The following is a 13,192-nucleotide window of genomic DNA, read 5'->3' as shown; positions in this document are numbered from 1 at the left end:
CACCACACCAAGATCACCTGGCCGGTCAAACGACGGCATGGGGCGCTTCCGATTCCCTTTCCGGTCCGCCCCGCCGCGCGTCAGCCGTCGCCGACCGGCGTCCGGCCGCCCAGCGCGGCGAGCATCCCGCGCAGTCCGGGACCGGCGAGATCGACGCTCCAGCCGCCGTCCACCGCGAGGCACTGCCCGGTGACGTAGGAGGCGGCGTCGGAGGCCAGGAAGAGCGCGGCCGCGGCGATCTCGTCCGGGTCCGCCCAGCGTCCGGCCGGGACGGACGCCACCGCGACGTCGAAGGCCGCCGGGTCGCCGCTGACGGCGTCGGTCTTGGCGGTGTGCGTCCACCCCGGGGCCAGCGCGTTGACCCGCACGCCGTGCGCCGCCCACTCCATCGCCAGTGCCTGCGAGAGGGAGATCAGCGCCGCCTTGCTGACCGCGTAACTCGCCGCGAACGGCATGCCGCCCAGGCCCATGATGGACGCGACGTTGACGACCGAGCCCGCGCCGCCCGCCGCCAGAAACGGCGCGGCGGCCCGGCACGTCGCGACCGCGCCGCCGACGTTCACGCCCAGGGTCGCGGCCCAGTCGGCCTCGTCCAGGTCGGTGAACGGGCCCACGCAGCGCATCACCCCCGCGTTGTTGACCAGCACGTCGAGCCCGCCGAGGCCGTCCACCGCGGCCTTCACCATCGCCTCGGCCCGCGCGGAGTCGGCGAGGTCGCAGTCGATCACGACGGCGCTCCGACCGTGGCCCTCGACCTCTTCGGCCACCCGCTTGAGCGCCTCCACGTCCCGCGCGGCGAGCGCCACGTCGGCCCCCGCCTCCGCGAACGCCACCGCGACGGCCCGGCCGATGCCCCGCGACGCGCCCGTGACGAGCGCCCTCCGCCCCGCGAGCCCGAACCGCTCGACCACCGTCCCACCGCGCATCAGAACCCCTCCCCGCGCCGACTTCCATGATCACGACCAGCGTAGGAAGGGACACGCCGAGTCACGGGGACGCCGGGTTCGGCGCGTCGATGTTCCTCGCGGCGTCTGCCAAAAGAGCTTTCCCGCGTTCCCAAGAACGCGCCAAAGGCCGAACACGCCGCCGTGATGTACCGACCGGCGGCCTACTGTCGGAGACCGCCGAGCGCGGCGACGGGGAGGGGATTCCGGAAATGCTGCACGATGTCTCATCCGAGGTGGCCGAGCACTACACACGATTTCCCTTTCCGCTCCCGGACGCCGCGCATCCGTCGAGCGGAATGGAGGCCATCGGGGGCCTCATCCGATTCCACGGGCTCGACCCGTCGGGATGGCGCGTCCTCGACGCGGGCTGCGGCACCGGGAACCGGCTCCTCGGCCTGGCCGGAGAGTTCCCCGACGCGCACGTCACCGGGATCGACCTCGCCCCCGGCGCGCTCGACCTGGCCCGCCACTACCTCGCCGAGACGGGCGTCACGAACGCCACGGTCCGGCAGGGCGACCTCGGCACGGCACCCCTCGACGGCCCGTACGACCTCATCTGGTGCTGCGGCGTCCTCCACCACATCCCCGACCCGCTCCCGGCCCTGGCCAACCTTCGCTCGGCCCTCGCGGACACCGGACTGCTGATCCTGTGGCTGTACAACAGCATCGGCACCATGAACGAGAGCCTCCAGCGTGAACTCGTCCTCACCCTGGGCCGCGACCTGCCCCCGGACCGGCGCCTCGACCTCGCCAAGCGCGTCTGCCCGTCGCTGAACGAGGACTGGTACATCGACGAACGGCACGACTTCGGCGACATCTCCCCCGCCGCCTACGACTCCATCCTCGCCGACGCCCTCCTGACCCCGTACGTACGCGAGTACCGGCTGGCGGAGATGCTCGACCTGCTGCGTCAGGGCGGGTGGCGGCACGTGCAGCTCGCCGGGATGTCGGTGCCCGACCGCGCGCTCACGTCCTTCGAGATCGACGGCGTCGACGGCCTCCCCGTGTTCGACATCGGCGACCACACCACCGACGGCACCGTCGCCGAGCTGTACCGGGAACTGCCCCTGGAACCGCGCTGGCGGGCCGCCGAGCTGGTGACCAGGCCCACCGGCCTCCTCCTGCTGGCCTGGGCGCCGGGCGCCTACGACCGGCTCAGCCCCGAGCACCGCCGCCGCGTGCGCACCCTCGACCGGCCCCGCGAGACGATCGGAAAGGCGACGCCATGCTGACACTCGGCCTCAGCGGCAACTTCTCCCCCGCGGACCGCGACCTCGTCCCGCAGCTCCACTGGGGCGACTTCCATGACGCCGCCGCCTGCCTGGTCGAGGACGGCGTCCTCCTGGCCGCGGCGGAGGAGGAGCGGTTCAACCGCATCAAGAAGACGACGAAGTTCCCGGCGCACGCCATTCGCGCCTGCCTGGAACTCGCCGGACGTTCGGTCCGGGAGATCGACGCGGTCGGCTACTACTTCACCGAGAAGTTCGTGGACGACTCACTCAACCACCTCTACCTGCAACACCGGCGGACACCGACGCGTTACGCGCGGGAACTGATCAGCGGATGGTTCGAGGAACAGTACGGCACCGGACTCCGCGCCGACGAACTGCACTTCGCACCGCACCACACCACACACGGGACGTCCGCCTATGCCCGCTCCGGAATGAACGAAGCGCTCGTCTTCGTCGTGGACGGCCAGGGCGAGGAAGAATGCATCAGCGTCTACTTCGGCAAGGACGGCGAACTGAAGCGCCTCGCCGACTATCCCTTCTCCAAGTCGCTCGGCTACCTGTACCTGTACGGCACGATGCAGCTCGGCTACGGGTTCGGCGACGAGTACAAGGTCATGGGGCTCGCCCCGTACGGCCGCGCCGAGACTTTCCGTGAGGTCTTCGAGTCGCTGTACACGCTGCGTCCCGACGGGGACTTCGACCTCGCGCCCGGCGGCCCCGGCCAGAACGTCCTGGGCCCGGCGTTCCTCGCCAGGGGCGTCCCGCCCAGGCGCGGCGGACAGCCGTTCACCCAGGACCACATGGACCTGGCGGCGGGGCTCCAGGAGACGCTGGAGAACATCGTCCTGCACGTGCTGCGGCACTGGGTCAGCGCGACGGGCGTCCGCGACGCCGTCCTCAGCGGCGGTGTCGCCCACAACTCAAGCCTCAACGGCCGCATTCTGCGCTCCGGACTCTTCGACGAGGTGTACGTCCACCCCGCCTCCCACGACGCCGGAGCGGCCGAGGGCGCCGCGCTGTTCGCCGAGCGGCGGCTGACCGGAGCACCCCTCCCCCGGCGTCGCCTGCGCCGCGCCGACTTCGGCCCCGGACTCGGCTCGCCCACCGAGATCGAGCGGCGGATCAGCGCCTGGGGCCCCTGCGTCCGCGTCGAACGCGTCGACGACATCGTCACGCGCGCCGCCCGGCTCCTGGCCGACGGACACGTCCTGGGCTGGGCGCAGGGCCGCTCCGAGTTCGGGCCCCGCGCGCTCGGCAACCGCAGCATCCTGGCCGACCCGCGCCCCCCGGGCAACCAGACGCGAATCAACAAGATGATCAAGAACCGCGAGTCCTACCGCCCGTTCGCCCCGGCCGTCACCGCCGACGCCGCCCCCACCTACTTCGCGTTCCCCGACACGACCGCGGACTACTCGTTCATGTCCTTCGTCCTCCCCGTCCGCGAGGAACGGCGAGCGGAACTGGGCGCCGTCACCCACGTCGACGGCACCGCCCGCCTCCAGGTAGTGGACGAGGAAACCAGCAGCAGATACCACCGACTGATCTCCGCCTTCGGGGCCCTGACCGGCACGCCCGTCCTCCTGAACACCTCCTTCAACAACAACGCCGAACCCATCGTCCAGACCGTCGACGACATCCTCACCTGTTACCTCACCACCGACCTGGACTACGTCGTCATCGAGGACTTCCTCATCCACCGCACCTCCACGCCCCCCGGAATCGACCACCTGACCATCCATTTCCCCCCGACGGCCCGCCTCACCGAACACCGGACCCCGGGAGCGCCCGCGGACTCCGCGACCCACGAGATCCACCTGGATTATGTGGACGGCCCGAGAACAGCGATCTCCCCCGAGATGTACAACCTTCTCCAGCGGGTGGACGAATCCGTCCCCCTCTCCGCCCGCGAAGCCGAACTGACCGACGACCTCAGGGCCGAACTCCTCAGGCTGTGGCAAGCCCGCCTCATCGCCCTGCGCCCCCACGTCAAATAAACATGCGTGTCTGGTAACGTTCGCGTATCCGAGAGTACGAGTGACGGGCGCGATTCGATGGACATCACAGAGGCTTGGGTCGAGGACTCGCGCAACATCCTGGTCGCGCCTTCGACGTCGCACGACGACGACGCGGTCAGGGACTTCTTCGGGACCGTCGTCACGCCCGAGGACCTCGCGTCCGGTTCACTCGACCTCGCCCACAAGAACGTCTACCTGTGCGGCGACATCTCCAGAATCAGCGGCGGCCATCTGTCGGCGGCCGCGCGGGTGTTCGTCGTCCGGGAGCTTTCCCACGGCCATCGCGCGGACGACCCGTGGATTCTCGTCGATCTCGGCAGGGTTCCCGTCCGCGTGCACGGCCTCGGCGTGTACTACCGCCGCTTCTTCGACCTCGACGACGGGTACTTCAAACGGATCAGCGAGGAGCACGAGTTCCAGTCGCTCACCGAGTCCACCAAACCCGGAACCGCGCATCGCAGCGGAATCTATCTGACGCCCGTCACGCGGGACGGCGACGACCTGCGTTTCCGGCTGCTCCGGTGCTCCACCAATCTCTCGGGCCCGACCGAGGGCTTCCGCGCGACCGACACGTCCATCGTCGACGCCCTCAACCAGGAGGCCGCCGCCGTCTTCCGGGACCAGGCGCCGCTGAACCACGTCCTCGCGCAGATCTACCACAACACGCCGGCCACGGCGGAACGCAAGCAGTCCAAAGCCAAGATCTCGTCTCACGCCGACAAGACCAAGGACATGCCCGCCAACGGCATCATGGCGTTCTGCACCTTCTACGAAGGACTCGACAGGCTGCGGCCCATGGCCGAAGACACCTTCGACCACGGAATTCAGGGCACCAGCGGACTGACCAGCCTCCGCTTCCGCCTCAAGGACCCGGCCGGAGAACACAATGGGCTCCCCGCGCAGTTCACCCTGACCCTCTATCCCGGCTCCGTGTTCTTCATGCCGCTGTCCACCAACCGCCTGTACACCCACGAGATCCGGCCCTCGACCCTGGCCGCCGAGTCACTCCCCGTCCGCCTGGGATACGTCGTGCGCTGTTCAAAGGCGGAAGCCGTCCACCGCAACGGCCGCACGTTCCTCAACACGGCCGGCGATCTGGTGGAACTCGCACCGCCCACACAGGCGGGAATGGACCGGCTACGCGCGCTGTACGCCGAGGAGAACCGGAACTCGTCGTTCATCGACTACGGCGAGGAGTTCCTCTTCAGCATGAACGAGGGCGACTACCTTGCCCCCCGTGCCTAACCTCCGGGACGAGATCCTCTCCTACGCACTGCCGACCAACGAGGATCTCTTCGCAGAACTATCCACGTCGGCCCATCTAGAAGACGTAGGAAAAGGCCGCCGAGGCGCGGTACTCACCCGAATCGACGAGACCGGCAACGTGCCCCTAGTCCGCACCACCACCCGGTACAACAACCCGACCCAGCGTTTCCGCCCGATACACGAACGCCTGGCACAACAAATCCAAACACACGCCGGACTCCCCGCCAGTTTCAACAACGCCCTAATCGAGAACTACACCGACACTTACCGAACCATGGGCAGCCATTCCGACCAGGCCCTGGATCTGGCCGACGATTCGTTCATCGCCGTCTTCTCCTGCTACTCACACCCCGAAGCATCCCCACCAAGAAAACTAATCTTCGAACCCAAGGAACCCACCGGAGAGCAGTTCACTGTCCCCCTAACCCACAACAGCGTCATCATATTCTCCATCAAGTCAAACCAAAGACTCCGACACAAGATCATCCTATCCCCACCCGTCCAGACCAACAACCAATGGCTAGGCCTCACCTTCCGAACCTCAAAAACCCTAATCCAGTTCCACAACAAACACCCCCACCTCCCCCAAGGCACCCCCCTCACCCTCGCCAACAACAACCAGAGCCAAGAACTCTACACCCTCCGCCGCCGCGAAAACACCGAAACAACCTTCACCTATCCCCCCCTGACCTACACCCTAAGCCAAAGCGACCTAATACCACCCACCTAACCGGCAGCCGCGGCAACCTCAAGCTCCACGAACGCATCTGGATCCTCGTCACCTTCGGCGTCGGCCTCAACCTCTTCGCCCTCCTCACCATCGCCGGCACCTGGTACATCACCAGAAAACGCAAATAGCGCGCCGCTACCGGAAGCAATCCTGAGTCATCCCGTCGACAACGCGCCGTGTCGTCCCGACGGCCCGAGGAACCCGCAGGAGTCGGGCCTTGTCAGCTACATCTAGTTCAAGTCCGGCGTGATGGTGAAACCTCATCGCTCGACGTAGCGTTGCGGGACCATCCGACGTCACGCACTCGCAAGGCATCGCCCCCCGAGGGAGAAAACAGCCCGATGAAACGCCGTAGGGTTATGGCCGTGTTGTCAGTCGTCGGCGCGGCATTGCTGGTGGGCGCGCTCGCGGTGTTCGAGCCCTGGAAGCTCTGGGTGGACGAGACCGTGCGGGAGGATCCGCCCGTCGCCGTTCCCACCGCGACGCTGAGCCCCGGGGCGGCAGGACCCGTCACGGTGGCCCGGGGGACCTTCGTCAGCCACGAGCACACCACCGAGGGCACCGCGAAGATCATCCGTCTCGCGGACGGCAGTCACACGCTGCGGCTGGAGGGGCTGGAAACGAGCAACGGGCCGGATCTGCGCGTCTGGCTGAGCGACGCGCCCGTGCTCGAAGGCCGGGCGGGCTGGCACGTGTTCGACGACGGGAAGTACGTGAACCTGGCCGAGCTGAAGGGCAACCGGGGGAACCAGAACTACCCCCTGCCCGCGGACGTCGACTGGTCGGACTACCCCAGCGTCAGCATCTGGTGCGACCGGTTCAACGTCTCCTTCGGCGCGGCAGCGCTCACCCGCGTCTGATCCCGGCACCTCGGTGTCATCACTCGCGGCAGGGGCCGCGCCCTCCCGGGTGGGGCGGTTGTCGCTTTGGCCTGGCGGGGCGCAACCTGGCTCTCACGGATTCGTCCCGGCTGTGACGCGCTCCGCAGGCGGCTCTTCGGGTCTTGACCCGCCTCCCAGGAGGGCGGACGGCCCGTCCTCGTCCGGGTGGCGGAAGGGGTGCGGCGTGAGTGACTCGATGGTGTCGGTGCGGAACGGCGATCTGGGGTCGTCGCTGGCCCGGTTGGAGGCCGAGCAGGCGCCGATCTCGAACAGGGCGGCGGCGGGGAACAGCACGGAGGAAGGGGCGACGGTCAGTGGTCCTGGTTGGTCCGGGGTGTTTCAGGAGGTGGGTGGCTGGTGGTGCCGAGCAGTTCGTCGATCAGGTCGTTGTGCCCGGGGTTGGTGGTGATCTCCAGGTGCAGGTGGGGGGCGTGCAGGTGGAGACCTATGTTCAGGGCGGGGTGGCGGGTCTGCTCCGCGACCGCGAGTTCGGCGACGGCCGGGGCGCGCCCGGCGGGCAGGATGAAGCGCCAGCCGCCTGGGACGGGGGTGCGTGAGGCGCCGTCCAGAGCCTGTCTCCAGTGGTCTGCGCTCGTGGGGTCCGGCATGGTCTGGCCGGTGAGGAACGGGCAGGACGGATCGCACGAGGTGTGCCGGTCCGGCAGGGCGTCCAGGCGGGCCAGGGCGTCGCGCAGCGAGGCGGCGAAGACCTCCAGTTGGGCGGCGCGGTGCTCGGCGTCGCGGAGACGGGCGGTGATCATCGGCCGCAACGCGGCCCGGACCTGGGAGCACGGCCCGTCCTGCCAGACGGTCAGCAGTTCGCGGATCTCCTCCAGGGCGAGGCCGAGGTGCTTGGCGGCGACGATGAACGCCAGCCGCTCCAGCGCCTCGACCCGGTAGATCCGGTATCCCGACGGAGTACGTTCAGCGGGCAGCAGCCCTTCCGCCTCGTAGTAGCGCAACGTCGTCGCCGGGACCCCACTGCGCTCCGCGAACTGGGAAATCCTCATGGCGGCCACACGCACAGGCTAAACCTTCGAGCCGACTCGAAGGTCAAAACCCCTCCGGTCAGAGGCGGGTACCCGCGCACGAGCAGGCCGTGCCTTCTTCCTGGCGCGTGCCAGCGCAACCGCAGCCGGTCGCGTGCCTGCGGCGCCGGGCGGCCAGGGCGAACACCGCGACGGCAGCCGCACCCAGCAGCGCGGCGACCAACGGCATCCGCTCAACCAGCACAGCGGCACCAGCACCCGACACCACCCCGGCCGCGATCAGGACCGGCAACGCGCAGCACGCCACGCACGCGAGCACCGCCAGCACACCCAACCCCGCCCCCGCCCCCGCCTTCGACGACACCGGCTTCCTCATCATGAGCGGCCCTCCAGAGGATCGGGACGGCGTTCGAGCCGCGCCAGAGACGTGAAGGGGATCGGACAGCAGCCCACCTGGGCGCGCACCACCAGGTCGGCGCAGCCCGCTCGATCCTTCGGCGGACGGCTCCGCCAACGCGTCCAGCCGCGCCTTCACCGCTCCGTCCGGCACCTCCTCAGCAACCGGGCCGCACCCGCATCCAGGTCCGCACATCACCAACCCCCTCCCGGCCACCCCTGCGGCAGCCCTTCACCAACGACGGTAAGCCTGTACCCAGGTACAGGATGCAACCTCAACCCGTACCGGCCCGTGGCACCTGCCCAGGGCTGTCGGTTCACCCGCACCGCCGACCCAGGGCCCGCCCTCACCGGCCGCAAGGCGCCGTTGAACCCGGACGGTTCCGCCGAGGTCATCGTCCAGACCGTCTGAGCGACCGCCTAAGCCACGGCGAACGGACATCCATCTGTCCGTGCGGTCTGCGGCTGCCGACAGCGCTCCGCCGTCCCGCTCGTCTCCAGGCACCGGGAGCGTTGTGGTGTCGGGCACCGGAGCTGGAACCGCCGGGTTCAGTAGATGTCGCGGACGTAGCGTTTTTCGGTGGAGAGCCGTTTGACGTAGGCGTCGGTGGCGTGGTCGGTGAGGCCGCCGTGGGTGGTGATGATGTCGCGGAGGGCCTGGTCGACGTCCTTGGCCATGCGTGAGGCGTCTCCGCAGACGTAGAAGTGGGCGCCGTTCTCCAGCCAGTCCCACAGGCGGTGGCCGTGTTCGCGCATGCGGTCCTGGACGTAGATCTTGGTGCGCTGGTCGCGGGAGAAGGCGGTGTCGAGCCGGTCCAGGATGCCGTCGTCGCGGAGCGCGGTGAGGTCGTCACGGTAGTAGAAGTCGGTGGCCTGGTGCTGTTCGCCGAAGAACAACCAGTTGGGCGCGGGGTGGCCCTGGGCGCGGCGGTCGTCCAGGAAGCCGATGAAGGGGGCGACGCCGGTGCCGGGGCCGATCATGATCATCGGCGTGTCGGGGTCGGCCGGGGGACGGAAGTGGGGGGCGGGCTGGACGTGGACGGGAACGGGTGTGCCCGGGTCCGCGTCGGCGAGGAAGGCGGAGCAGACGCCCTTGCGCGCGCGGCCGATGGCGCTCTCGTAGCGGACGACGGAGACGGTCAGGGAGACCTTGGTCGGGTCGGTGCGGGGGCTTGAGGAGATGGAGTACATCCGGTTCTGGAGCTTCTTGAGGGTGGTGGCCCACTCCTGTGCGGTCGCGGCGACGGGGTGTTCGGCGAGGACGTCGGCGGCCTGGCGACCCCATACCCATTGGGCGAGTTCGCCCTTGTTGTCCGGGCGGAGCAGTTTGCGCAGAAGGCGGTCGTCGGTGCGGTCGGCGAGGAACCCGAGCAACCCCGTGGTGATCTTGGTGATGTCGAGGTGCAGATGCAACGCCTCCCCGAACGGGACGGTGCCGGGCCCGTCGAGGTCCACCGGGGTCTGCCCGTCGACGCCGGTGAGTTCGAGCCACTCCGCGACCAGGCCCAGGTCGTTGGCGGGCCGGACGCTGAGCGCGTCACCGACCTGGTAGTCGAGCGAAGTGCCGGTGAGGTCGAAGGTGAACTGGCGGACCTCCTTGGCGGCTCCGGGGAGGCTGAGGAGTTGGTTGCCGACCAGCGGGGCGGCCACGGCCGTCGGGCCGGTACGCGCCGGGGCGGACGGCGGGGTGCGCGGCATGGCGGACGCCGACGACGTCGCGGGCGGGGCGTCGGTCAGGGAGCCGAGAACCTGGTCGAGCCAGGCGTTGGCGGTGGTCTCGAACTCGGGTTCGCAGTCGGCGCGGGGCGACAGGCGGGTGGCGCCGAGTTCTTCGAGACGCTGGTCGAGGCGGCGGCCGTGGCCGCAGAAATCCCCGTAGGAGGAGTCTCCGAAGGCCAGAACGGAGTAGCGGAGATGGTCGAAGCGTGCCTCGGTCGCGGCGAGCGCGTCCCAGAAGGCGCTGCCGTTGTCAGGAGCGTCACCGTCGCCGAAGGTGCTGGTGATGAGCAGCGCGTCGGACGACGGCAGCGCGGCCGGGTCGGCGTCGTCCATGCCGAGCAGGGTGACCTGGTGCCCTTCGGCGGTGAGCCGCTGTGCTGCGGCGGCCGCGAACTCCTCGGCGTTGCCCGTCTGCGACGCCCACAGCACGGTGATCGCACGGCCCGCCGTGGGCGCGTCGGGCCCGGACCGCTCGGCCGGAGCACCGGCGAGAGCCGCGATCGGGCCGTCGGACGCCGTCCGGGAGAACCTCCCGGCGAGGAGGCCGTCGATCCACAGCGCGTGCTCGGGGCGGAGCGGCGCGCCGGACGGCAGGACCGGCACGCCCGCCGCCTCCGGTCCGATTCCGGTGAGGAACCCGGCGAGGTAGTGGCGTTCACGCTCGTCGAGGACGGGCTGCGGGACGTCGCCGACGCCGAGGATCCCGGCGAGCACCGGATCCACTCCCAGGGCGACCGGCGCCGCCTGCCGCGCGGGTACCGGAGCGGTCTCGATGGGATCCTCCTGCGGTTGGGCCACCACGACGGCGACGGCGGACTTGGCGAGTGACACGGCGCAGACCTTGAACTCCGGCTGGAAGGACAGCGGGTCGACGGCGTCGTTGGTGACGGCGTTGACGCTCAGGTACTCGCCGAACAGGTCGTTCCAGTGGAACGGGGCGAAGCAGCAGCCGGGCCGGACCCGGTCGGTGACGACGGCCGGCAGGATCGCCTTGCCGCGGCGTGAGGCGACCTCGACCGCGTCGTCGTCGGCGAGGCCGAGCGCGCGGGCGTCGTCGGGGTGGATCTCGACGAACGGGCCGGGGTTGAGTTTGTTGAGCTTGCCGACCTTTCCGGTCTTGGTGAGGGTGTGCCACTGGTGCTGGAGCCGTCCCGTGTTGAGCGCGAACGGGTAGTCGTCGTCCGGCATCTCGCGGGCGGGCTGGTGCGGGCGGGCGAAGAACACCCCGCGACCGGACGCGGTGGGAAACACCGGCTTCCCGTCCGCACCGAGATAGCGGATCGGGTTGCGGTCGGGGCCTCCGGGCGCCGCGGGCCACTGGACGGGCGTCGCGCGCAGCCGCTCGTAGGTGACACCGCTCAGGTCGTAGCCGGTCTTGGGGTTGCGGGCCCTCTTGATCTCCTCGAAGATCTCCTCCGCGCTGGTGTAGGAGAACGCCTCGACGTAGCCCATCGCCTGCGCGATCCTGGCGATGATCGTCCAGTCGGCCGTGGCCTCGCCGGGCGGGTCGACCGCGGGTTTGGCGAGGGTGAGGTTGCGTTCGCTGTTGATGAGGACGCCCTCGGTCTCGGTCCACAGGGCGCCCGGCAGGATCACGTCGGCGTAGCCGTTGGTCTCGGTTTCGGCGAAGACGTCCTGGGCGACGACGAACTCGGCCGTCTCCAGGCCCGCGATCACGGTCTTGCGGTTGGCCACGGACGCGACGGGATTGGTGCAGATGATCCAGCACGCCTTGATGCGGCCCTCGGCCATCCGCTCGAACATCTCGACGGTGCCCTTGCCGACGCCGTCCTCGCGGAGCGTCCCGGCGGGAAGGTCCCAGAGGTCCTCGATGAAGGCGCGGTCGTCGGCCACCAGCACGGACCGCTGGCCGGGGAGACCGGGGCCCATGTATCCCATCTCCCGGCCGCCCATCGCGTTGGGCTGCCCGGTGAGCGAGAACGGCCCGCTGCCGGGTCGGCAGATCGCTCCGGTGGCGAGGTGCAGGTTGACCAGGGCGTTGGTGTTCCAGGTGCCGTGGGTCGACTGGTTGAGGCCCATCGTCCAGCAGGACATCCACTCCCCCGCCTCGCCGATCCACCGCGCGGCGGTGCGGATGTCCTGCTCGGGGATGCCGGTGAGGTCGGCGACCACGGCGGGCGGGTAGTCGGCGAGGAACTCCGGCAGCGCCTCCCACCCTTCGGTGTGCGCGGCGATGAACTCGGTGTCGGTGTGCCCGTTCTCCACAAGCAGGTGCAGCAGCCCGTTGAGCAGGGCGAGGTCGGCCCCGGGCTTGATCTGGAGGAAGAGGTCGGCCTTGTCGGCGGTGGCGCTGCGGCGGGGGTCGACGACGATGAGTTTCGCGCCCGCCTTGACCCGCTCCATCATGCGTAGGAACAGGATCGGATGGCAGTCGGCCATGTTCGCGCCGATGACGAAGAAGACATCGGCCTTCTCGAAGTCCTGGTAGGAGCCGGGCGGGCCGTCCGCGCCGAGGGACAGTTTGTAGCCGGTGCCCGCGCTGGCCATGCACAGCCGCGAGTTCGACTCGATCTGGTTGGTCCGGATGAAGCCCTTGGCGAGCTTGTTCGTCAGGTACTGGGCTTCCAGGCTCATCTGGCCGGAGACGTACAGCGCGAAGGAGTCCGGACCGTGCTCGTCGATGATGGCGCGGAACCGGTGGGCGGCCTCGGCGATCGCCGAGTCCAGATCGGCCGGTATGGGCGCCGCTCCCCGCTCCGCGCGGATCAGCGCGGTGGTGAGCCGGCCCGGCGCCGCCAGCATCTCCGCGGTCGTGGCGCCCTTGGTGCACAGCTTCCCGAAATTCGCCGGGTGCTCTTTGTCTCCTGACGCCTTGCGGACGGTCCGCCGCCCGTCCGGCCCCGTCTCGACGTCCAGGACGATGCCGCAGCCCACTCCGCAATAGGAGCAGACGGTGCGGACCTGCGACTTGCCCGGCTGATCGCTTCCCGCGGCCATGACGCTTCCTCCCCGACAGAGACCGGCGTCGACCGTAAGAAACAGCTGTAACACGACGG

At 69.3% G+C, this 13,192-nt stretch carries 10 protein-coding genes; 5 read left to right on the top strand and 5 right to left on the bottom strand.

All coding sequences use genetic code 11. From position 1 onward, the window contains the following. Positions 1–80: 80 nt before the first annotated feature. The gene (locus LO762_RS07685) at positions 81–926 is read right to left on the bottom strand and encodes an SDR family NAD(P)-dependent oxidoreductase (RefSeq protein WP_230613509.1); all 846 of its coding nucleotides are present in this window, start codon (positions 924–926) and stop codon (positions 81–83) included. Positions 927–1,156: 230 nt separating this feature from the next. Here LO762_RS07685 and LO762_RS07680 point away from each other — a divergent pair, with 230 nt between their 5' ends. From LO762_RS07680 to LO762_RS07660, 5 genes are all read left to right on the top strand, one after another. Further along, entirely contained in the window at positions 1,157–2,179 is a 1,023-nt protein-coding gene (locus LO762_RS07680; protein WP_230613507.1) for a bifunctional 2-polyprenyl-6-hydroxyphenol methylase/3-demethylubiquinol 3-O-methyltransferase UbiG, read from the top strand. Continuing rightward, positions 2,173–4,173, top strand: coding sequence for a carbamoyltransferase C-terminal domain-containing protein (locus tag LO762_RS07675; protein ID WP_230613505.1), 2,001 nt, complete (start codon positions 2,173–2,175; stop codon positions 4,171–4,173). The genes LO762_RS07680 and LO762_RS07675 overlap by 7 nt, the downstream gene beginning before the upstream one ends. 57 nt (positions 4,174–4,230) lie before the next feature. After that, complete coding sequence (locus LO762_RS07670; protein ID WP_230613502.1) at positions 4,231–5,439, top strand: hypothetical protein; 1,209 nt, start codon at positions 4,231–4,233, stop codon at positions 5,437–5,439. Beyond that, complete coding sequence (locus LO762_RS07665; protein WP_230613500.1) at positions 5,432–6,190, top strand: alpha-ketoglutarate-dependent dioxygenase AlkB; 759 nt, start codon at positions 5,432–5,434, stop codon at positions 6,188–6,190. The genes LO762_RS07670 and LO762_RS07665 overlap by 8 nt, the downstream gene beginning before the upstream one ends. A 365-nt stretch (positions 6,191–6,555) precedes the next feature. Next, positions 6,556–7,050, top strand: a complete 495-nt coding sequence (locus LO762_RS07660) for a DM13 domain-containing protein (protein ID WP_374201538.1) — start codon at positions 6,556–6,558, stop codon at positions 7,048–7,050. A 93-nt stretch (positions 7,051–7,143) separates the two neighbouring features. On the opposite strand, the gene LO762_RS07655 is transcribed toward LO762_RS07660, so the two are convergent. The 4 genes from LO762_RS07655 to LO762_RS07640 form a co-directional block, all read right to left on the bottom strand. After that, entirely contained in the window at positions 7,144–7,365 is a 222-nt protein-coding gene (locus LO762_RS07655; RefSeq protein WP_230613497.1) for a hypothetical protein, read from the bottom strand. A gap of 17 nt (positions 7,366–7,382) precedes the next feature. Further along, positions 7,383–8,081, bottom strand: a complete 699-nt coding sequence (locus LO762_RS07650; protein WP_230613618.1) for a MerR family transcriptional regulator — start codon at positions 8,079–8,081, stop codon at positions 7,383–7,385. A gap of 58 nt (positions 8,082–8,139) precedes the next feature. Then, positions 8,140–8,424 carry a hypothetical protein gene (locus tag LO762_RS07645; RefSeq protein WP_230613495.1) on the bottom strand — a complete coding sequence of 95 codons (285 nt, stop codon included), beginning with the start codon at positions 8,422–8,424 and terminating at the stop codon, positions 8,140–8,142. A gap of 581 nt (positions 8,425–9,005) precedes the next feature. Further along, a complete protein-coding gene (locus LO762_RS07640) occupies positions 9,006–13,133 on the bottom strand; it encodes a bifunctional nitrate reductase/sulfite reductase flavoprotein subunit alpha (RefSeq protein ID WP_230613493.1) in 4,128 nt (1,375 codons plus the stop codon). Between the last annotated feature and the right edge of the window lie 59 nt (positions 13,134–13,192).

The organism is Actinocorallia sp. API 0066, from assembly GCF_020991275.1.
Classification (GTDB): Bacteria; Actinomycetota; Actinomycetes; order Streptosporangiales; family Streptosporangiaceae; genus Actinocorallia.
This window is presented reverse-complemented; position numbering and strand designations above follow the sequence as displayed.